We start from the raw sequence: 20,477 nt of genomic DNA, 5'->3' as shown, positions 1-20,477 counted from the left end.
TTTGTATTATATTTTGAATTTTTACTTCATTAAAGAACTCACTGCCAAAACGATGTCATTTTTATTATTTAAAGTAGACCAATTGCTTAAAAATAAGGTGTAGTCTACCGATTATATTTTTAAAATTTTTAAAAAAAATTACATTATATCAACTTTTTAATTTCCTCTACAATGGCTTTTGTTGCATTAGGCAAAGCCAACTTTTTAATATTTTCGCTCAATTGCATTTGTTTTCCACTATCTTTTAATAGCGCTTCAAAAACCAAACTAAATTCGTTATCCAATTCGGATTCTTTTAATAAAATGGCACCTTTTTCATTGACTATTGCTTGGGCATTTTTAGTTTGATGATCTTCGGCAACATTAGGCGAAGGAATAAAAATCACCGGTTTTCCTACAATACACAATTCAGAAACAGAAGAAGCGCCCGCTCTCGAAATTACAATATCAGCAGCTGCATAAACGTAATCCATTCGTTCTATAAAATCGACAACCTTAACCCCATTTTGATTGTATTTTTTATATTCCTCAAAATACAACTTCCCGCATTGCCAAATTATTTGCACTTCGTTGGCTAAAAATTTTGGCAACTCTTTTTCAATTAACTGGTTAATTCTGCGCGCGCCTAAACTCCCTCCTAAAATTAATAACGTTTTTTGATTTGGATTTAAATTATAAAAAGCGATGGCATCCTCTCTTTTAGAATCTATATTGATTAAATCTTGTCGAACTGGATTTCCAGTTAATACGATTTTTTCGGCTGGAAAAAACCGTTCTAAATTGGGATACGCTACACAAATTACGCTTGCTTTTTTACTTAATATTTTATTGGTAATTCCCGGAAACGAATTTTGTTCTTGCACCACAGTTGGAATCTTAGCCGATTCGGCCACTTGCAATAAGGGACCGCTGGCAAATCCTCCTGTTCCGATAACCACATTAGGTTGAAACGCTTTAATGATTTTTCTCGCCTTAATCAAACTGCTTACTAATTTTACAGGAAACATTGCATTTTGTAAAGTCAATTTACGTTGTAAACCGGCAATCCAAAGTCCTTCAATAGGATAACCTGCTTGAGGAACTTTTTGCATTTCCATTTTATCTTGTGCACCTACAAAAAGAAACTCGGCATCTGGAAATTGCGCTTTCAATTCGTTAGCAATGGCAATGGCAGGATAGATATGACCTCCTGTTCCGCCTCCACTTAATATAAATTTATACTTTGCCATTTTTACTACTATTCTAATTAAAACTTGCGCCTTATTTCATTACCGCTTCCATCGGATTTTTGGTTACATCATCAATTGAAAAAGATTCATTTTCATCCATTGGCTCTTCCATTTCTTTATCAATTAAACGTTGCAAAGCCTGTTCTCTCAATTCTTTATTTTTTAATTTTTCTTTTTGTTCTTCTTCAATTTCTTCTTCTTTTTTGGTCACATTAATAATAATCCCAAGGGCAAAACACGTAATCCAAATCGAACTTCCTCCACTACTTATTAAAGGCAATGTTTGCCCCGTTACAGGTAAAAGTTCAACTGCCACACCCATATTAATCATAGCCTGAAAAATCATTGGAAATCCAAGTCCGACTACGACTAATTTACCAAACAAAGTAGGCGCTTTATGGGAAGCCACTATGAAACGAATAAACAACAACAAATACAAACCGATTATGATAACACCTCCAACAAGACCATATTCTTCAATAATAATGGCGAAAATAAAATCGGAAGAAGACTGTGGTAAAAAGTTTTTCTGCACACTTTTTCCAGGTCCCAATCCTCCAATTTGTCCCGAAGCGATAGCCGTTTTAGCTTTTTCAATTTGATAGTCGTCTTCGTCGGCTTTTTCGGTTGTAAAATTCTCGATACGACTTCCCCAAGTATTCACACGACTAAAGAAATGAGATTCAGGAAAAGCTTTTGCTAAAAGCAAGAAAAACAAAAATGCCACGATTGCTGATGCTATAATTAGGGCAATGTGTTTTAAAGGATATTGGCCAATAAAAGTAAGCGTTAACACCATCGAAAAAATCAAGGCTGTTGTAGAAAAATTTGCCGGTAATATTAAAGCCAATGTAATGAAAACTGGAATCCATAACTGAATTACCGAATTTTGAAACGTATCAGGGTTTTCGCGTTTTTTAGATAAATAACGTGCTACAAAAATAAAAAGCACTACTGCTGCCAATGTCGAGGTTTGAAAACTCACTCCAATAAAAGGAACTTGTAACCACCGACTAGCATTGGCGCCTCCAATTACTGTTCCGTTAATAAGTGTTAAGATGAGCAACAACCACACAATGGGTAATAAAAACTTAGAGAAAGTTCGAAAGTATAAATACGGAATTTTATGCACTCCGTAAATAATTGCAAATCCAACTCCAATATGTACAAAATGTTTCAGTAAATAACCTAACGTATTTCCTGTCCCGTGACCAATATAAGCCAGGTTACTACTCGCGCTGAAAACTGGCATAAACGAAAACAATGCCAATAAGGCCACAAATGTCCAAATTGCTCGGTCTCCTTTTAAATAGTTTACTAACTCTTTCATAATTTCATTTCTTCTTACTCTTCTTTTTTACTTTACAATCCCAATTTATCAATTTCAAATTTGGAACCTAAAACTTTCTTTTACAAATTCTGAACAGCCTGTTTAAACTGCCTTCCTCTGTCTTCATAATTTTCAAACAAATCGAAACTAGCACATGCTGGTGATAACAAAACCGCATCTCCTTTTTCGGTTAAACGTTGCGCTGTTTTAACCGCATCTTTCATGTTATTAACTTCTACCATCATATCCACTACATTTCCAAAAGCATCAATTATCTTACGGTTGTCAACTCCCAAACAAATAATAGCTTTTACTTTTTCACGAACCAAAGCCATTAATTCGTTGTAATCATTTCCTTTATCAACCCCGCCAACAATCCAAACTGTAGGTACGTTCATACTATCTAAAGCAAAAAAAGTAGCATTTACATTTGTTGCTTTTGAATCGTTTATGTATTGTACGTTTTGAATTTTTAGAACCTTCTCTAAGCGGTGCTCCACTCCTTGAAAATTAGATAAACTTTCGCGAATTGTTGCTTTACGAATTTGCATTAAGCGTGCTGCTGAACTTGCTGCCATGGCGTTTTTTAAATTATGTTTTCCTTCTAGCGCAATGTGTTCGGTATCCATTATAAATTCTTCTTGGTTGATTTTTATTTCCATTTTGTTATCGTTTATGGTTGCTCCTTTTTCTAAGGTTTTCACAAGTGAAAAAGGAATTAATTGTGCTTTTGTTTTGTTTTGTTCTAACCAATTTGAAGAAGCTTCATCATCTACATCGTAAATCAAATAATCCTCTTCGGTTTGGTTCATGGTGATGCGAAATTTGGCATCGATATATTTTTCATATTTGTATTCGTAACGATCCAAATGATCGGGACTGATGTTCGTAATAATGGCAATATCGGGTCTGTAATTAATGATTCCGTCTAACTGAAAACTACTTAGTTCCAAAACATACACATCAAATTTATTTTCGGCTACTTGCCAAGCAAAACTTTTTCCTATGTTGCCTCCCAAGCCCACATTTAATCCAGCCGATTTTAATAAATGATAGGTTAACATGGTAGTAGTTGTTTTGCCATTACTTCCTGTTATTCCGATTGTTTTGGCGTCGGTAAACGGAAAAGCAAACTCAATTTCCGAAATGACCGAAATCCCTTTTTCAATCAGTTTTTTTACAATGGGTGCTTTATCTGGAATCCCAGGACTTTTCATTACCACATCGGCATTTAAAATTAAATCCTCTGTATGTTGCGATTCTTCCCAAACAATGCCATTAATTCCAAGAACTTCTTTATAATTCTCCTTAATTTTCCCAAAATCCGATACAAAAACCTCGTACCCTTTTTTCTTTCCTAAAATAGCAGTACCCACACCGCTTTCTCCTCCGCCTAAAACTACCAGTCGCATCTTATCTTAATTTTAAAGTTACTATAGACAAAATGGCTAACATAATGGCCACAATCCAAAATCGGGTTACAATTTTACTTTCGTGGTATCCTTTTTTCTGATAATGATGATGCAAAGGCGACATCAAAAAAATACGTTTTCCTTCTCCCGTTCTTTTTTTGGTATACTTAAAATAACTCACCTGCATAATTACCGACAGGTTTTCTACTAAAAAAATACCACACAACAACGGAATCAGCATTTCTTTACGAACCGCAATAGCCAAAACTGCAATAACACCTCCAATAGTTAAACTTCCCGTATCGCCCATAAAAACTGAAGCCGGATAAGAGTTGTACCACAAAAAACCAATTAAGGCTCCAACAAAAGCAGAGATAAATACGGTCATTTCGCCCGAATTCGGGATGTACATAATATTGAGGTAATTGGAGAAAATAATATTTCCAGAAAGGAAGGTGAAAATTCCCAGAGCCAAAACCGAAATTGCCGACGTTCCAGCAGCCAAACCATCGATTCCATCGGTTAAATTCGCTCCATTGGACACTGCCGTAATAATAAAAATCACAATTGGAATAAAAACCAACCAAGCCCAATTGTGGTAGCCCTCGCCTGTCCAGGCTAATAACTCAGCATAATCAAATTCATTGTTTTTAAAAAACGGAATAGTTGTAGCTGTTGATTTAATTTCAACCGGAGTTGGGGGCATTACATTCGTTGTGGTTACCCTAAAAATATCACTATTTCCAGTATCGGTTCTAACAGTTACTACGGGACTAAAATACAACACGGTTCCTACGATAAGCCCCAAACCAACTTGTCCAATTACTTTGAATCTTCCTTTTAAGCCTTCTTTATCTTTTTTGAATATTTTGATATAATCGTCGATAAAACCAATAATCCCCATCCAAAGCATGGTCACAATTAGCAAAACAATGTAAATATTGTGCAATCTGGCAAACAGAAAAACCGGAATTAAAGTCGCGAAAATAATAATCAAACCGCCCATAGTAGGAGTTCCTGCTTTTTCATTTTGACCCGCTAAACCTAATTCTCTTACGGTTTCGCCTACTTGTTGTTTTCTCAAAAAATTAATAATTCGTTTACCGTAAATAGTAGACAACAATAAAGACAAAATAAAAGCCAAAGCCGATCTGAATGTTATGTATTGAAAAACTCCTGTTCCCGGAACATCCAATACTTTGTCTAAATAATCAAATAAATAGTATAACATATATGGTTTTTATTAGGTTAGTTGGTTTAAAATTTCGGTTACAATTTCTAAGTCATCAAAATGAGTTCGTACACCATTTATTTCTTGATAGGTTTCGTGTCCTTTTCCGGCAATCAAGATGATATCATTAGGAACTGCCATCTGACAAGCTGCTTTTATAGCTTGTTTTCGGTCGACAATGACCAATGTTTTTTTATAATTTTGCGGTTCAACACCTGCTTCCATTTCTTTCAAAATTGCTTCGGGTTCTTCGTTTCTAGGATTATCCGAAGTTAAAATAGCTTTATCACTTAAATCGGTTGCTATTTTTGCCATAATGGGTCTTTTGGTTGTATCGCGGTTTCCGCCACAACCTACCACTGTAAGCAATTGCTCGTTTTTTGTTCGAATATCATTGATCGTTTTCAATACATTTTCGAGAGCATCTGGCGTATGAGCATAATCAACAATAGCCGTAATGTTATTTTTAGATACGATGTATTGAAACCTGCCCGAAACACTTTCCAATTCTGATAACAATCGCAAAGCTTCTACTTTCTCAATTCCTAACTCAATTGCAGTTCCGTAAATGGCCAAAACATTATACGCATTAAATGTCCCGATTAATTTTACCCAAACATCTTGCTCATTAATTTTTAGCAACAAACCCGAAAGCTGACTTTCTAAAATTTGTGCTTTGTAATCCGCATACGATTTTAGAGCGTATGTTCTTTTTGACGCTGCCGTATTTTGCAACATAACGCCACCGTTTTTATCATCGATATTTGTTAAAGCAAAAGCTGATTTGGGCAACGAATCAAAAAATGATTTTTTCACGTCTCTGTATTCGGCAAAAGTGGCGTGGTAATCCAAGTGATCGTGTGATAAATTGGTGAAAACGCCTCCCACAAAATGAAGTCCTTCGGTTCTTTTTTGATGAATTCCGTGCGAACTCACTTCCATAAAACAATGCGTAATTCCGTTGGCAATCATTTCATTTAAATAATGATTAATTGTTAACGAATCGGGCGTGGTATGTGTGGCTTTATATTCTGTTTTTCCCACCAAAATTTTAACGGTCGAAAGCAACCCAACCTCAAAACCAGCATTGCTAAACATTTGATACAATAAAGACGCAATTGTCGTTTTTCCATTGGTTCCAGTTACCCCCACTAATTTCAATTTGGCAGATGGATTATCGTAATAATTAGCCGCCATAAAAGCCAAAGCCGAGTTGGCATTTTTAACTTTTACATACGTAATTGCATCCACAATTGTTTCAGGTAAATCTTCGCAAATAATGGTATTTGCACCTAATTCGATTGCTTTTGTAATAAAATCATGTCCATCCGAAACAGTTCCTTTTATAGCAACAAAAACATCGTTCCCGATAATTTTTCGAGAATCAAAATCAATTTTATTAACAGCAACATCCGTTGAACCGATTACAGATTCAATTGCTACTTTATATAAGATGTCTTTTAATATTTTCATGATAATTCTAAAACTATAGTGGCATTTCTTTCTATATTTTGACCCGCCTCTAGTGATTGTTTTTTCACTTTTCCAATTCCGATTGCTTTAACATGTAAACCTAAATTTTCAAGCAAAGCCACAGCATCCATTCCAGGCATTCCTTTTACATTCGGAATTGCTTTTTGTTTCTTTTGCAATTTTGCATAATACGCATTGTAACTTGCTTCTTGTTTCGGAATTTTAACTTTTAATGTTTTTATTTCGTTTGTAGAAGGCGCGTCGGTAAATATTTTTTGTGCAATTCTTTTAAAAACCGGACCAGCAACATCGGCACCGTAATAATTGTTTTTGGCTGTACTTGGTTTATTAACCATTACAATACACGAATATTTAGGATGATCAGCAGGAAAATAACCTACAAACGAAGAAGCATAATACAAAGAGGAACCATCTTTTTTATGGTAGTTTACTTGTGCTGTACCTGTTTTCCCTGCCATTGAAAAGTCTTTCGAATACAATTTATTCCCCGTTCCTTTTTTAACCACATTCAACAAAACAGCTTTTAACTTTGCCAAGGTTTCATCTGAACACACTTTTGGATTTAAAACTTCCACATCAATTTTTTTGATGGTTTTGTTCCATTCTTTTATTTCCGAAACAAATTGTGGTTTAACCATCACACCATTATTGGCTACTGAATTATAATAGGTTAACGTTTGTAGTGGCGTCACTGAAACTCCATACCCAAAAGCCATCCAAGGCAATGATACCCCCGACCAATGTTTATCACCCGGCGCTGGCACATAAGCACTGCCTTCTCCTTTAAAGTGCAACCCTAATTTTTTTCCTAAACCATAACCTTTTACATGATTAACAAATTTGGCAGGGTCGTTTTTGTAATTATCATAAACTGCTTGCACTAAAACCGTATTAGAGGATAACTCAAAACCACGCGCTAAGGAAATTTTTCCGTAACCTCCTTTATGCGAATCGCGAACCGATCTACCATAGTATTTTACAACTCCTCCATGCGTATCATATATATCACTAGTATCGGCCACTTTATCTTCTAAAATCGTCATTAAGTCTACTAATTTAAAAGTGGAGCCAGGTTCTTGCGATTCGGTAATGGCATAATTGGTTGTTTCGTAATAGGTACCATCTTTCGCTCTTCCTAAGTTCGCAATCGCTTTAATGTGTCCAGTTTGCGTTTCCATAACCACCACACAACCGTGATCGGCTTCATAATCCTCGAGTTGCTTCAACAAAGCATGATGTGCTATGTCTTGTATAAAAACATCAATGGTTGAGACCACATCAAAACCATCTTGCGGATCTACTTCGTTTACATCACGAATGGGTTTCCATTGTCCTTTGGCGATTTTTTGTTTTAAAATCTTACCATCTTTACCGTTTAAATAATCTCTAAAAGCCCACTCAATTCCCTTTCCAACCGGAATCCCTTTTGAATCAATTCGATCATATCCAATAGTTCGTTCGGCAATTTTACCAATTGGATGTTCGCGAACCGTTTCTTGCTCCACAATAATTCCGCCTTTATACGCTCCAAGTTTAAACATCGGAAAGCTTTTGATTTTCATAAAATCGGTATAACTTAATTTTCTAGCAATTAAATAGTATCGATTTTTATTCGCGCGTGCTTTTCGTAATTCATTTTGGTAGTAAGCACTTGATTCATTCAAAACAGTTGCCAACGAATCTGCCAAAGGCTTGATGTTTTCTTCAAAAACTTCCACTTTAGGAACAACCGCATCAAATCGGATATCATAATTCGGAATTGAAGTAGCCAACAAACTACCATCGGCCGAATATATATTTCCTTTATTAGCTGGTATAACAAAATTTTTAACCGTACGTTGCTTGGCCAATTGTCGATAATAATCTCCCTCCACCCATTGTATGTTAGTTAATTTAACAACAATAGCAATTGCCATCAAAAAGATGAAAACTGCTACTATATAGATGCGGTATGAAATATGTTTATCTTCTACTGCCATATTTTTTTAAAAAATCCCTTTTCTTTTTCTTTTTTTACTTTAATTTTTATCGGCGGAACGGTTGACGGATAAATTTGTTTTTCAATCATTTTAGCCGAAACCGTTGATTCCATTTTTAACTTCATCAATTCCGAACGTCGGTCTACAAACTCAGAACGCAATTCTTTTACTTCGCCATTAAGTTTTGCAATTTCAAACACCTTTTGCTCGTATCGTTGTGTATTTCCAATCATTATAATAGCCAACAGAATTACAAAAACAATAAACCGCCAATTTTTAACTGCATCATCATTTATTAAAAATCTTGCTTTTAAAATATCAAAAACACCATTTTTCATCTCCCTTATTTTTTTTCGGCTATTCTTAATTTTGCACTCCTAGCACGGTTGTTTTGTTTGATTTCTTCTTCATCAGGCACAATCAATTTTCCAATGGTTTTAAAGGGCACTGAATAATTTCCAAAAAAATCACGCTCAGGCTCCCCTTCAAACATGCCGTTTTTCATGAAGCGTTTTACCAAACGATCCTCCAAGGAATGATACGACATAATACTTAGTCGTCCTTCGGGTTTCAAAATCTCTAGAGATTGCTCCAAAAATTCCTTCAACACATCCATTTCCTGATTCACTTCAATTCGAATAGCCTGATACATTTGCGCCAAAATTTTATTGCTTTTGTGACCTGGCAAAAAACGAGACAAGACTACTTTAAAACGTTCCGAATTTTTAATAGGCTCTTGATTACGCGCTTCAACCAAAACCCTAGCAATTGCAGGCGCATTTTTTAATTCGCCATAATCCAAAAACACACGTCTTAATTCTAACTCATCATATTCATTAACCACTCGATTGGCATTCAGTTCGTTTTTCTGACTCATTCGCATATCCAAATCAGCTTCAAAACGGGTAGAAAACCCTCTTTCTGCAACGTCAAACTGATGTGAAGAAACCCCCAAATCAGCTAAAATTCCATCAACTGACTTTACGCCGTGAAAACGCAAAAAACGCTTGATAAATCTGAAATTCTCATTTATTAAAGTAAAACGACTATCCTCAATGGTATTCGCTAAAGCATCTTCATCTTGATCAAAAGCAAACAATTTTCCATTCGGTCCCAATCGTTTCAAAATTTCTCTCGAATGCCCACCACCACCAAATGTCACATCAACATAAACCCCATCAGGTTTAATATTTAGACCATCTACCGTTGGATGTAATAAAACCGAGTTATGATATTCCATTTTCGTCGTCATTTAAATTCCCCATTACCTCTTCGGCTAAATCGGCAAAATCCATATCTTCGCCACTTATTGATTGCTCATACAAATCTTTATCCCAAATCTCCACTATGTTTACCGCCGATGAAAAAACAACCTCTTTTGAAATACTCGAAAAAGCCATTAAATCTTTCGGAATCAGCAATCGTCCTAAAGCATCAATTTCTACAATCTTAACACCAGCAGTAAATCTTCGGATAAAATCATTGTTCTTTTTCACGAAACGATTCAGCTTATTAATTTTTGCCATCATCAAATTCCATTCGCTCATCGGATACAACTCCAAACAGCTCTGAAAAACCGAACGTTTTAAAACAAATCCATCTTGAAGTGAGTTTGACAATTGCTTTTTTAAGGGCGCAGGTATCATCAGACGCCCTTTAGCATCGACTTTACACTCGTATGTTCCTACAATTGTATCCACAAAAAAGTTTTGATTTGTTATAGAACAAAAATATAAAAAATTTTACCACATTTTACCACATTCTACCACATTGTTGATAAGTTTAACCACTTTTAGCGCTAAAGGCTTAATTTATGGACAATCAAAACATTAGGAGAATTGCAAAATAATTATGAGAATATGTTTACAAGTATTAAAAAAGTAAAAACCCACTAGGTTATTTTGTAAAATTGAAAGTAATTGCTAAAACAAATTCAAACAAATATGCCTTGATTTCTAGCTAATTATTAAATAGTAAAAAATTAACTGATTAAAAATGTTTTTGAAAAATTCATTTTAATCTATTAAACCCTATATTTGTCAAAATTGAATTTGGTTAAACATACATGGATAAACACTACAAAAAAGAAGGCAAATATGGCTATTTTGAAGCTGGAGAAGGAACTCCGATTGTCGTTCTGCACGGTTTAATGGGAGGGCTAAGCAACTTTGATGGAGTGGCTCAATATTTCCCGACCAAAGGTTACAAAGTAGTCATTCCTGATTTACCCATTTACACCCAAAGTTTATTAAAAACCAACGTAAAAAGCTTTGCGAAATATGTAAAAGACTTTATCAATTTTAAAGGATATGATAAGGTCATTTTACTTGGCAACTCGTTAGGAGGCCATATTGCTTTATACCACACCAAATTATACCCCGAAAAAGTAGCCGGGCTCGTAATAACAGGAAGTTCTGGACTTTACGAAAGTGCGATGGGCGATAGCTACCCTCGCAGGGGCGATTATGAATACATCAGACAGAAAGCTGAGGATGTTTTTTATGACCCAAAAATTGCCACTCCCGAAATTATTGACGAAGTATTTGCAACGGTCAACGATCGTATTAAATTGCTAAAAACATTAACGATTGCTAAAAGTGCTATTCGTCATAACATGGCAAAAGATTTACCAAAAATGACAACAGAAACCTGTATCATTTGGGGTAAAAACGACAACGTAACACCACCCAGCGTTGCGGAAGAATTCAATCAATTGCTACCCAATTCGAGTTTGTATTGGATTGACAAATGTGGTCACGCTGCTATGATGGAACACCCCGATGAGTTTAATGAAGTTTTAGAAAAATGGCTTATAAAAGTCAATTTGTAAAATAAATCCTTTAGCTGTTTAGGGGTTTTAGACAACTGAATTATGAAAATAAATACCGCCGAATTTATAATAAGCAACTCTGAGGTTGCCAAATGCCCAAAGGACATTATTCCAGAATATGCTTTTATTGGTCGATCAAATGTTGGTAAATCTTCATTAATCAACATGATTACCAATCATAAAAGTTTAGCCAAAACTTCTAGTAGACCAGGAAAAACACAACTAATCAATCATTTCAAAATAAACAGCAATTGGTTTTTAGTCGATTTGCCAGGTTATGGTTATGCAAAAGTATCAAAGAAGACAAAAAACATCTTTCAAAAATTCATAACCGATTATTTTGAAACAAGAGAACAATTGGTTTGCGCTTTTGTTTTGATAGACATTCGCCACGAAGCGCAAAAAATCGACATCGAATTTATGTCATATATGGGCGAAAGCGAAATTCCGTTTTGTATCATTTTTACCAAAGCCGACAAAATTGGCAAAACTAAAATCGACTCTCATATTGCCGCTTACAAAAAAGAAATGTATGCTAACAATTGGGCAGAAATGCCGCCTTACTTTATTACCTCGGCTACTGAAGGAACAGGAAGAGAAGAGGTTTTACACTACATAGACGAAATCAACCAAGAGGTTTTTAAAAATAATAATCAGTTTTAAATAAAAGATAAACTCAAAAAAAAGTCCAAAAAGCATTTCCTTTTTGGACTTTTTTTATTCTACAACCGTAACTTTATCAGCATAATCTGTTTCGGTACTCTCAAAATGAGAGTTAAGAAATTTCCACTCTTTATAAATTAAAAACTGATATAAGATGTAAAAAAGCGAATTAAAAAACCAAAAGTCCAACACAAAGGGTTCCGTAAAAAGCACCGAATCACTATTTCCTGTTAAAAAAATACAAGCGCTAGAGGTTAAATAAACAATTAGTCCGTTACAGAAATAAAAATAAGTGTGTGTACTTTTCTGTAGATTCTGAATTAAAAAAATCAAGGCATATAAAATAAGTGGAATGGATGTTAAACCGACTTCTACTAAATTAAATCGCCAATAAAGTTCAGGATCATTCGCATATTGAATAACTAACAAAAATAAAACAATTACCCCTATAAGCATTATCAGTCTCTTGAGAACACGACTTGAAAAAAGTTTGAAAAAGAAAAAACTCAATATAACGAACTGTACTATAAAATAGTAGTGCGACAAAAAAAAGTTTCCTCCCGGTTTTATAAAACCAATCACATTACAACATAATTCTTCTACAAAAAGAAGCGCCAAATAAATGGTAAGAATAAGATACAATTCCCCTTTATTTTTTTTTGTTCGAAAAAAACGGAGACTATTTACTAACAAGAAAAAGAGCCCTAACAAACTAATAATAAAAGGAAATATCAAAGCAGGTTATTTTTAAGTTTTGGAGAATTTCGTTTTTGGGATTGCAACTTACAAAAAACAAAACCAATAAAAAAAGATTGCAAATACTTCTTTTACTGGTTTATTAAAAATAGAATAACCTGAAAACTACTTAACTAGATCTAATTTTTCTGCAAAATAATCGCAGAAATCTTTCATAGTATCGGCCATTTTTTCGTCATCTGTAGCTCTTTTAAAAGTATCCGACATTGCGACTAACGTTTGATGAAAAAAGATTTTCATTTCATCAACTGGCATATCCTTGGTCCACAAGTCAATACGCATACTTTCCTTGGCTTTGCTGTCCCAAATAGAAAGCATAATGGCTTTAGCTTCCTCATTCTCTACACCTCCATCATTTGCAGTCCAAGACAATTTTTCGGGAACGCGGTTTTCATCTAATTCTATATTGAATTTAATTTCTGATTTCATATATCAATTATTTCTTAGGTTTATATTTTGACTTTTCAAAAATTTCGCGCTCGCTTGTTTGCAACAATTGCGTTAATGAAACATCATTATTTTTCATGTAGGAACGCACAATTTGCCAACCAATCCAAGTTCCAACACGACCTGGAGATTCGTTATCTACTTCAAGATAAAATTTCGAGAAAGGTGCTGGCGAAATAAAGCGCGTTTTAAGTTTCGGGTCGTCCTCGTACAACATTTCTTTTTCTAGAAAATAATGCCACATGTAGCCTTCATTTTCTTGACACCACGTTAATTGTTCTGGTGTATATCCTATCTTTTCGTTATCTTGGTATTCAGGCAACAGCAAATCTTTTAAGTATAATTCTTTGCCAAAATAAATCATTTGTGCTAAAAGTGTTTTATCGCTGACCGGTTTTATTTGGCTTGCGGCAAAACTTGATACAGCATCAGGGATCATTTGTTTTTCTTCAAAATTACGTTTGATGTATTCCGGGAATTGGTAAAACTTATGCTCTTTACCCAAATACAATTCCAGCGCCACCACCACTACACTATCAGCATAAATAACGTTATCATTATAATCCATTTCGGCAATAACCGTAACAATTTTGGGTGTTTTGGTTTTTGGAAAATAATATTTGATGTGCTGAAACAAAGATTCAAATTCTTTTTGAACAGGATCAAAATTACTATACTTTTTTTCCACCTCTTGATACAATTCGCGCCATAACGGATTTTGCATTTTTTCAATCCACACACTATCATCAGTATTGGCAGGAAAAAACAAGGGATATTCTTTTTTTATCTTCCCTAAATCTTCGGGTTTCGCTTCAAAAAAAGCTTTCTCAAAACGTTCGACCTTAATTGTTACCGGAATAGTTTCGATGGTTTTTTCGGCTTCACTTTTTTTATTACAAGCGAAAAAAAACACTAACAGTAGTATCGTAAACCGATATAATTTCATTTTATTTTAATTAAATTTGTGAAGACAGCTTATCATTTTAAAAATGATTTTGCAAATATACATCCCTGTAGTTTAAAACATGAACAATTATGGCTAAAAAAAGTACTATTCAAACTAAAAACGCAACAAATTATATTGTGCAATGGCTTAAAGATTATGCAGAAAAGGCAAAAGTAAACGGATTTGTAATTGGTGTTTCGGGCGGAATTGATTCGGCACTAACTTCCAGCCTTTGTGCCTTAACCGGTTTAAAAGTTTTATGTGTAGAAATGCCGATTCATCAAGCCCCAAATCAAGTCTCTAGAGCGCAGGAACACATTAAACAATTAAAAGAAAGATTTACAAATGTAAACAGCATAGCAGTTGATTTGACTACTACCTTCGACACTTTTAAAGAGAGCGTACCAAATCACGAAGACAGTATTAAATTAAATTTATCCCTTGCCAACACACGTGCGCGATTACGAATGACTTCTTTGTACTATTTAGCAGGCATACATGGTTTGTTGGTTGCAGGAACTGGAAATAAAGTAGAAGATTTTGGTGTTGGTTTTTATACCAAATACGGAGACGGTGGTGTAGATTTGAGTCCGATTGCCGATTTAATGAAATCGGATGTATATGCTTTGGCTGAATATTTAAAAGTTCCCGATTCTATTTTGAATGCAGCTCCTACCGATGGTTTATTTGGAGATAGCCGCACCGATGAAGACCAGTTAGGCGCTAGTTATGAAGAATTAGAATGGGCTATGTTAGCAGATGAAGCAGGTAAAACTGCCGATGATTTTTCGGGTAGAAACCAAGAAGTTTTTCAAATTTACAAGCGTTTAAACACCATTAACCAACACAAAATGAACCCTATACCAGTCTGTTTACTACCTCAAACGTTAAAATAATCCTTAATTTAAATGGTAAGCATTTATTTACAGAATTTATTTATTAATTTTACAGCTCCAAAAACAAGTACAATTCTAAAAATGTAAAATTATGATTAAAGTATGTTTAGCAGACAACCATCCTGTGACGCACTTTGGTGTAAAATCCTATTTTAAAGACCACAATGACATCTCTATTGTGGCGAATGTTGGCAATTTTTCAATGGTAAGAGACATTCTTCAAACTAAAGATGTAGATGTGTTATTATTGGATTTAGAGCTAGAAGGTTTAGCTAGTATTTTTGAAGTAAAAGCTTTATTAAAAAACTTCCCTAAAACAAAAATTATCATTTTCAGTGACCTTTCTGAGCAAATGTATGCTCCAAATGCTATTAAAGCAGGTGTTGCAGGTTATGTTCAAAAAACAGAAAAACTGGAAACTTTAGGAAATTCTATTATCAAAGTTCACGAAGGAAAAATTATTATTAACGAAAATGTTCGTAAAAACATGGCACTTATTGCCAAACAAAGCAAAAGCGAACGTTTATACCGCAAGCTTTCAAATAGAGAAATAGAAGTATTGCGTTATTTAAGTGACGGTAAGAAAAATAACGAAATTTCAAAAATCTTAAACCTAAACGAAAAAACAATTAGTACGTACAAGCTACGTTTACTAACTAAATTAAATGTTACCAATCTGGTTGACTTGGTTAACAAAGCAAAAACACTTGAAATTATTTAATGATAGCGAGACATTACGCGGCCTAGTTTCTGCGAAAATGTATTGACTAATTTTGAATAATCCATTATCATCATTAAAAGCTCTGTATTATCTGCATTAACATCAGATTGTATGGAGCTTTTTAATTCTTCAATAATACTCCCTACCAAATACCATCTCAACGACAAAATGGTTTCGGAAACGTATTGCGAAATAGAATCGGATTTGTATTTCGGGAATATATTTTGCCCTTCCCAATTGTGCATTACCAATTGCTCATCTTCCATAATGATATCGGTAACTTCTTGGGCCAAATCAGGAGGAATTCGCATTAAATAACTTTCTAAACTAAAATGCTCCACTTGGTTGTAATACGCAACCAAATCAGAAAAAATATTGCGGAACATTTCGTTAGATAACTCTACCTCATCTTCTTGCAAACTCAAATAAATACGATCTACTACTTTGTATTCTTTTTTCTCGGTATACATTTCCACAATACCATCTTCATTGGTTTTAAGCAAAACGTCTTCAAAAAGTTCTGTTTTATTTCCGTAAAGCAGTAAAATTTCAATTATTTTTCGCTCTAAAGAATACAGAATATCAATTTTAGGCGATTCAGCAGCTGATTCGTTTTTAACAATTTCAAAAGCTTTTTGCTCTTGTTTTTGTTTTTTACCAATCTCTGTAATTTCTTTTTGCACCAATTGCGCCAAGGTACTTACCAAAACTTGTTCGGAAATATCCATAATCCGAGCGCATTCTTGGATATAGATTTCGCGCTGAATTCGGTCTGGGATTTTTGAAATACTCGTGACCATATCCCGAATCAAATCGGCTTTTTTAACGGGATCGTTTTGCGCTTCTTTCATCAAAAGCGATGCCTTAAACTGAATAAAATCTTTGGCATTTTCATCTAAATAACGAACTAAATCATCATACGATGTTTTTTTGGCAAAGCTATCTGGGTCTTCCCCATCAGGAAATGAACACACTTTAACGTTCATTCCTTCTTCCAAAATCAAATCGATTCCACGGATTGAAGCTCGCAATCCGGCGGCATCTCCATCAAATAAAACCGTAATATTTTTTGTTAGGCGATTAATTAATCGAATTTGATCGGGTGTTAAGGCTGTTCCCGAAGAAGCCACCACATTTTCGATACCCGCTTGATGAAACTGGATAACATCGGTATAACCTTCGACTAAAAAACAATTATTTTGTTTGGCAATAGCTTGTTTGGCTTGATAAATACCATACAAAACTTTGCTTTTATGGTAAATATCACTTTCGGGCGAATTTAAATATTTGGCAGCTTTTTTATCGTTGGTTAAAATCCGACCACCAAACCCTAAAACACGGCCGGACATGCTCTGAATAGGAAACATCACACGACCTTTAAATCTATCGAATGGCCGGTCTTCACGAGGAATGGTCAAACCGGTACTCTCCAAAAATTCCATTTTATAGCCTTTTCCTAAAGCTTCTTTGGTAAACGCGTCCCAAGTTTCGGGCGAATATCCTAAACTGAATTTTTTTATTGTTTCGTTCGTAAAACCACGTTCCTTAAAATAAGTCAACCCAATGGCCTTCCCTTCTTCTGAATTCAGCAAAACATCTTGAAAATATTTCGCCGCAAATTCCGAAACCAAATACATACTTTCACGCAAGTCGGTGTTGGCCTTTTCTAAATCGGTTTGCTGTGTCTCCTCAATTTCGATGTTGTATTTTTTGGCTAAATATTTAATAGCTTCTGGATAGGTAAAATGTTCGTGTTCCATCAAAAAAGCCACAGCATTTCCACCCTTCCCGGTACTAAAATCTTTCCAAATTTGTTTAACTGGCGAAACCATAAACGACGGAGTACGCTCATCCGAGAAAGGACTCAATCCTTTAAAATTACTTCCGGCTCGTTTTAATTGCACAAAATCGCCAATAACCTCCTCAACGCGAGCAGTTTCAAAAACAGTATCAACAGTAGTTTGTGCTATCAAAATAAGGAAAATTAATTTTTTGCAAGTGTGTAAAAATACGCAAAACTGAATTGATTTGTCAAGATTAAAAACCAAAAAAGCACCTTGTTTAGGTACTTTTTTTCAGATTTACTAATTCAAAAAAAATCAATTAAAATCAAACCGAACCCCAAATGAAATGGTATTAGCTGCAATGCTATTATTTTCAAATAGTTCATTCAAATCATATTTCACATACAAACTTGTGGTACGATACCCCATATAAGCGCTAACGCCGTATATAAAATTATTTACATTATAATCTCCTTTTGTTTTTTCGGTTGACTTTAAATCGTTGTCTTCGTATTTTAAAATTTGCTTTGATTTAACATTAATTCCGGCGTAACCTCCTACTCCCATTCGGAAACTTTTGTGAGTTCTAAAATAGGTTTCTCCGTCGTGAATTTTAGGTTTCGAAAAATCAAATTCTAAATGAAGAGGCACAACCAAATACACATTTCTAAAACGCGATTCTTTTAAATGAATAGGATTGGTTACTAAATCGGTTTGATTACCATTCACCACAAAAAACTGATTGTCGCGCGGTCGCAAATTATTATACATTAATGATAATCCGTATTTGGCATGAAGCAAATTATGATTTTCTATTAATCGCGAATTTAAAGTAACTCCCCATTCGTAAAAATGCGAACCGATAAAATTATATTGATCATCTGCATAATTTCCATCTTCCATCACATTATTCAAACCCATCGCAAAAACAAATTGCGAAGTAGTCCGTTTGGGTTGACGGTATTTTTTCCCATCATTTCCTTTATACACTTTCATCGAAGGAATAATAATTTCGGTTTGATTTTTACCTATACTATCGTTACTACTTCCAATAATCACCACAGTGCCGCCTCGACCTAAATCAGAACCATCGGAGGTGATTTTACCATCCACTTTTAATTGAATCAATTCCTGTAACGATTCTTGCTCTACCGCAACGCGCTTTTGTATGTTTTCTGCGCGAACTTCAGCTAATTCTTGCTTTTTCTTTTCGGCTTCTTCTTTGGTAAGATTCCCTTCTACCAATTCGGTGTTCACCGCATCTACTTCTTTTTTCAAAGCTTGTTTTTCCTCAAGCGTGATTTTTTCAATTCTAATGGCAATTTCATGTGCTTTTTTTTCAAAAGTGTCTTGTGCAAAAGCTTTTGTTAAAAGAGAAAGTAAAAAAAGAGTAAGCCCAATAATAAAATTTTTCATAGTAATTGTAATTATGGAAATTGCTCATTTGCAAAATTCCAGATTGATTGACTGTTTGTTTTTATTGATTTATGGATGATTTTCGTCTTGAATATTCCGATTGGAAATGGCCACTTTTACCGCATGGAAATTCTGCGAAACTTTATGAATAACTTTTTCTCGAAAAGAAGGTTCCAACTCATTGTCTACTTGCCATAATAATTTGGAGGCATCTACTTTTATATTAGGATTTATTTCTGATGGACGTTGCGCCAAATTCTGTTCGGCCTCTTCCAAAAGCAAATCAACATTCGAATCAGCTTTTATACTATTTTGTGTTTTTTCCGGCACTATTTGTTTTTCCTGCTCCACCTTCTTTTCCTCTTTAGTAGAAAGCAAAACTATTGTTTCCGGTTTTAAAATAACTTTATGTGAATTTTCAACCTTTTCATTCTTAACTTTAGTTTCTTGTTGCGGTCTACTATTTACAACGCTTCCTTCTTTTTTAGCTTCGATCACGACCGGATTTTGAAGATTTTTAAACTCCATTTTGGGCTCATTCAAAAAATAAGTTCCGATTAAAGCCAAACCAACAAAACTAGCTGCCACATACCAGAAAACACTTCTTTTGGGCTGATTTTTAGTTTGGTGTTGTTGCGCATCTAACATCATTTCCAACTTATCCCAAGCAGCTGTATTCGGTTTAATTTCCCGCAAATTCAGTTGCTTTTTAAATTCGGCATCTACCTTATTTTGTTCCATTGTTCACCATTTTTAAATTTGAAATTTGAAGCTGCAATAATTTTCGAGCATGAGACAATTGCGATTTAGAAGTTCCTTCAGAAATCCCTAACAAATCTGCAATTTCCTGATGTTTGTATCCTTCAATGGCGAATAAATTAAAAATCGTTTTATAACCATCGGGCAAAGCATCAATAACAAATTGAATTTGATCTACACTCAATTGTACTTCTAACTCATTATGCGATTCTTCGGTTAAAAATTGCTCTTCGAGAAATTGCATTTTTTTATGACTTCTTAAAAACGAAATGCATTCGTTAATCATAATTTTTCGTATCCAACCTTCAAAACTACCCTTATTTTGATACGCTTTTAAGTTTTGAAATACCTTCAAAAAAGCAGTAATCATCACATCTTCGGCTTGCTGAATATCCTTTACATATTGCCTGCAAACACTTAGCATTTTGGGTGAAAATTTAGAATACAATTGCTGCTGTGCCTTTCGATCTTGATCGATTGCTAACCGAATAATTTCGGATTCGTTTTGGTGCAAAGCAATTATTTTCATTTAGTAAATCGGTTGTTTTTGATTGCTATAAGTATAGACGCAAAAAAGCACAAAA

General features: G+C 34.5%; 20 protein-coding genes. 4 read left to right on the top strand and 16 right to left on the bottom strand.

The window, feature by feature from the left end; translation table 11 throughout:
• Positions 1–143 precede the first annotated feature (143 nt).
• From murG to mraZ, 9 genes are all read right to left on the bottom strand, one after another.
• Entirely contained in the window at positions 144–1,229 is a 1,086-nt protein-coding gene (gene murG, locus I5M07_RS11090; RefSeq protein ID WP_200106510.1) for an undecaprenyldiphospho-muramoylpentapeptide beta-N-acetylglucosaminyltransferase, read from the bottom strand.
• Positions 1,230–1,260: 31 nt separating this feature from the next.
• The gene (locus I5M07_RS11085; RefSeq protein WP_200106509.1) at positions 1,261–2,559 is read right to left on the bottom strand and encodes an FtsW/RodA/SpoVE family cell cycle protein; all 1,299 of its coding nucleotides are present in this window, start codon (positions 2,557–2,559) and stop codon (positions 1,261–1,263) included.
• Positions 2,560–2,639: 80 nt separating this feature from the next.
• The gene (gene murD, locus I5M07_RS11080) at positions 2,640–3,971 is read right to left on the bottom strand and encodes a UDP-N-acetylmuramoyl-L-alanine--D-glutamate ligase (protein WP_200106508.1); all 1,332 of its coding nucleotides are present in this window, start codon (positions 3,969–3,971) and stop codon (positions 2,640–2,642) included.
• Between the two features lies 1 nt (position 3,972).
• Positions 3,973–5,202, bottom strand: a complete 1,230-nt coding sequence (gene mraY / locus I5M07_RS11075; protein ID WP_200106507.1) for a phospho-N-acetylmuramoyl-pentapeptide-transferase — start codon at positions 5,200–5,202, stop codon at positions 3,973–3,975.
• Between the two features lie 12 nt (positions 5,203–5,214).
• Positions 5,215–6,675, bottom strand: a complete 1,461-nt coding sequence (locus I5M07_RS11070) for a UDP-N-acetylmuramoyl-L-alanyl-D-glutamate--2,6-diaminopimelate ligase (protein ID WP_200106506.1) — start codon at positions 6,673–6,675, stop codon at positions 5,215–5,217.
• Positions 6,672–8,675: a penicillin-binding protein gene (locus I5M07_RS11065; protein ID WP_200106505.1), complete on the bottom strand. Its 2,004-nt coding sequence runs from the start codon at positions 8,673–8,675 to the stop codon at positions 6,672–6,674. Before I5M07_RS11065 ends, I5M07_RS11070 begins: the two co-directional genes overlap by 4 nt.
• Positions 8,666–9,013, bottom strand: coding sequence for an FtsL-like putative cell division protein (locus I5M07_RS11060; RefSeq protein WP_200106504.1), 348 nt, complete (start codon positions 9,011–9,013; stop codon positions 8,666–8,668). Before I5M07_RS11060 ends, I5M07_RS11065 begins: the two co-directional genes overlap by 10 nt.
• Before the next feature lie 5 nt (positions 9,014–9,018).
• Positions 9,019–9,927 (bottom strand): 16S rRNA (cytosine(1402)-N(4))-methyltransferase RsmH, encoded by a 909-nt coding sequence (gene rsmH / locus I5M07_RS11055; protein ID WP_200106503.1) that lies wholly within the window; start codon positions 9,925–9,927, stop codon positions 9,019–9,021.
• The gene (gene mraZ, locus I5M07_RS11050; protein WP_200106502.1) at positions 9,902–10,375 is read right to left on the bottom strand and encodes a division/cell wall cluster transcriptional repressor MraZ; all 474 of its coding nucleotides are present in this window, start codon (positions 10,373–10,375) and stop codon (positions 9,902–9,904) included. The genes rsmH and mraZ overlap by 26 nt, the downstream gene beginning before the upstream one ends.
• 365 nt (positions 10,376–10,740) lie before the next feature.
• Between mraZ and I5M07_RS11045 the strand changes: the two genes are divergently transcribed.
• Both I5M07_RS11045 and yihA read left to right on the top strand, forming a co-directional pair.
• The gene (locus I5M07_RS11045) at positions 10,741–11,505 is read left to right on the top strand and encodes an alpha/beta fold hydrolase (protein ID WP_200106501.1); all 765 of its coding nucleotides are present in this window, start codon (positions 10,741–10,743) and stop codon (positions 11,503–11,505) included.
• Positions 11,506–11,547: 42 nt separating this feature from the next.
• Complete coding sequence (gene yihA / locus I5M07_RS11040) at positions 11,548–12,168, top strand: ribosome biogenesis GTP-binding protein YihA/YsxC (protein WP_200106500.1); 621 nt, start codon at positions 11,548–11,550, stop codon at positions 12,166–12,168.
• A gap of 54 nt (positions 12,169–12,222) precedes the next feature.
• On the opposite strand, the gene I5M07_RS11035 is transcribed toward yihA, so the two are convergent.
• The 3 genes from I5M07_RS11035 to gldB form a co-directional block, all read right to left on the bottom strand.
• Entirely contained in the window at positions 12,223–12,624 is a 402-nt protein-coding gene (locus I5M07_RS11035) for a hypothetical protein (protein ID WP_200106499.1), read from the bottom strand.
• A 405-nt stretch (positions 12,625–13,029) separates the two neighbouring features.
• Complete coding sequence (gldC, locus tag I5M07_RS11030; protein ID WP_200106498.1) at positions 13,030–13,353, bottom strand: gliding motility protein GldC; 324 nt, start codon at positions 13,351–13,353, stop codon at positions 13,030–13,032.
• Between the two features lie 7 nt (positions 13,354–13,360).
• Positions 13,361–14,317, bottom strand: coding sequence for a gliding motility lipoprotein GldB (gene gldB, locus I5M07_RS11025; RefSeq protein ID WP_200106497.1), 957 nt, complete (start codon positions 14,315–14,317; stop codon positions 13,361–13,363).
• A gap of 89 nt (positions 14,318–14,406) precedes the next feature.
• Between gldB and nadE the strand changes: the two genes are divergently transcribed.
• Positions 14,407–15,213 (top strand): NAD(+) synthase, encoded by an 807-nt coding sequence (gene nadE, locus I5M07_RS11020; RefSeq protein WP_200106496.1) that lies wholly within the window; start codon positions 14,407–14,409, stop codon positions 15,211–15,213.
• Between the two features lie 91 nt (positions 15,214–15,304).
• Positions 15,305–15,934, top strand: coding sequence for a LuxR C-terminal-related transcriptional regulator (locus I5M07_RS11015; protein WP_200106495.1), 630 nt, complete (start codon positions 15,305–15,307; stop codon positions 15,932–15,934).
• Here I5M07_RS11015 and dnaG read toward each other — a convergent pair.
• The 4 genes from dnaG to I5M07_RS10995 form a co-directional block, all read right to left on the bottom strand.
• Positions 15,931–17,907, bottom strand: coding sequence for a DNA primase (gene dnaG / locus I5M07_RS11010; RefSeq protein WP_200106494.1), 1,977 nt, complete (start codon positions 17,905–17,907; stop codon positions 15,931–15,933). The two genes, I5M07_RS11015 and dnaG, sit on opposite strands and share 4 nt — an antisense overlap.
• 126 nt (positions 17,908–18,033) lie before the next feature.
• A complete protein-coding gene (locus I5M07_RS11005) occupies positions 18,034–19,134 on the bottom strand; it encodes a hypothetical protein (protein ID WP_200106493.1) in 1,101 nt (366 codons plus the stop codon).
• Between the two features lie 69 nt (positions 19,135–19,203).
• Positions 19,204–19,875: a hypothetical protein gene (locus I5M07_RS11000; protein ID WP_200106492.1), complete on the bottom strand. Its 672-nt coding sequence runs from the start codon at positions 19,873–19,875 to the stop codon at positions 19,204–19,206.
• Positions 19,862–20,422 (bottom strand): RNA polymerase sigma factor, encoded by a 561-nt coding sequence (locus tag I5M07_RS10995; protein WP_200106491.1) that lies wholly within the window; start codon positions 20,420–20,422, stop codon positions 19,862–19,864. Before I5M07_RS10995 ends, I5M07_RS11000 begins: the two co-directional genes overlap by 14 nt.
• Positions 20,423–20,477: the final 55 nt, after the last annotated feature.

Source organism: Flavobacterium agrisoli (assembly GCF_016522065.1).
Taxonomy (GTDB): domain Bacteria; phylum Bacteroidota; class Bacteroidia; order Flavobacteriales; family Flavobacteriaceae; genus Flavobacterium; species Flavobacterium agrisoli.
This window is presented reverse-complemented; position numbering and strand designations above follow the sequence as displayed.

What these genes read in the sequence shown, in the direction of transcription:
- I5M07_RS11005 (WP_200106493.1), bottom strand. Translation starts at nt 19,134, where the DNA reads ATGAAAAATTTTATTATTGGGCTTACTCTTTTTTTACTTTCTCTTTTA.
- gldB (WP_200106497.1), bottom strand. Translation starts at nt 14,317, where the DNA reads ATGAAATTATATCGGTTTACGATACTACTGTTAGTGTTTTTTTTCGCT.
- gldC (WP_200106498.1), bottom strand. Translation starts at nt 13,353, where the DNA reads ATGAAATCAGAAATTAAATTCAATATAGAATTAGATGAAAACCGCGTT.
- I5M07_RS11035 (WP_200106499.1), bottom strand. Translation starts at nt 12,624, where the DNA reads ATGCTTATAGGGGTAATTGTTTTATTTTTGTTAGTTATTCAATATGCG.
- I5M07_RS11085 (WP_200106509.1), bottom strand. Translation starts at nt 2,559, where the DNA reads ATGAAAGAGTTAGTAAACTATTTAAAAGGAGACCGAGCAATTTGGACA.
- I5M07_RS11015 (WP_200106495.1), top strand. Translation starts at nt 15,305, where the DNA reads ATGATTAAAGTATGTTTAGCAGACAACCATCCTGTGACGCACTTTGGT.
- murD (WP_200106508.1), bottom strand. Translation starts at nt 3,971, where the DNA reads ATGCGACTGGTAGTTTTAGGCGGAGGAGAAAGCGGTGTGGGTACTGCT.
- murG (WP_200106510.1), bottom strand. Translation starts at nt 1,229, where the DNA reads ATGGCAAAGTATAAATTTATATTAAGTGGAGGCGGAACAGGAGGTCAT.
- nadE (WP_200106496.1), top strand. Translation starts at nt 14,407, where the DNA reads ATGGCTAAAAAAAGTACTATTCAAACTAAAAACGCAACAAATTATATT.
- rsmH (WP_200106503.1), bottom strand. Translation starts at nt 9,927, where the DNA reads ATGACGACGAAAATGGAATATCATAACTCGGTTTTATTACATCCAACG.
- I5M07_RS11000 (WP_200106492.1), bottom strand. Translation starts at nt 19,875, where the DNA reads ATGGAACAAAATAAGGTAGATGCCGAATTTAAAAAGCAACTGAATTTG.
- mraY (WP_200106507.1), bottom strand. Translation starts at nt 5,202, where the DNA reads ATGTTATACTATTTATTTGATTATTTAGACAAAGTATTGGATGTTCCG.
- I5M07_RS10995 (WP_200106491.1), bottom strand. Translation starts at nt 20,422, where the DNA reads ATGAAAATAATTGCTTTGCACCAAAACGAATCCGAAATTATTCGGTTA.
- I5M07_RS11070 (WP_200106506.1), bottom strand. Translation starts at nt 6,675, where the DNA reads ATGAAAATATTAAAAGACATCTTATATAAAGTAGCAATTGAATCTGTA.
- yihA (WP_200106500.1), top strand. Translation starts at nt 11,548, where the DNA reads ATGAAAATAAATACCGCCGAATTTATAATAAGCAACTCTGAGGTTGCC.
- I5M07_RS11045 (WP_200106501.1), top strand. Translation starts at nt 10,741, where the DNA reads ATGGATAAACACTACAAAAAAGAAGGCAAATATGGCTATTTTGAAGCT.
- I5M07_RS11060 (WP_200106504.1), bottom strand. Translation starts at nt 9,013, where the DNA reads ATGAAAAATGGTGTTTTTGATATTTTAAAAGCAAGATTTTTAATAAAT.
- I5M07_RS11065 (WP_200106505.1), bottom strand. Translation starts at nt 8,675, where the DNA reads ATGGCAGTAGAAGATAAACATATTTCATACCGCATCTATATAGTAGCA.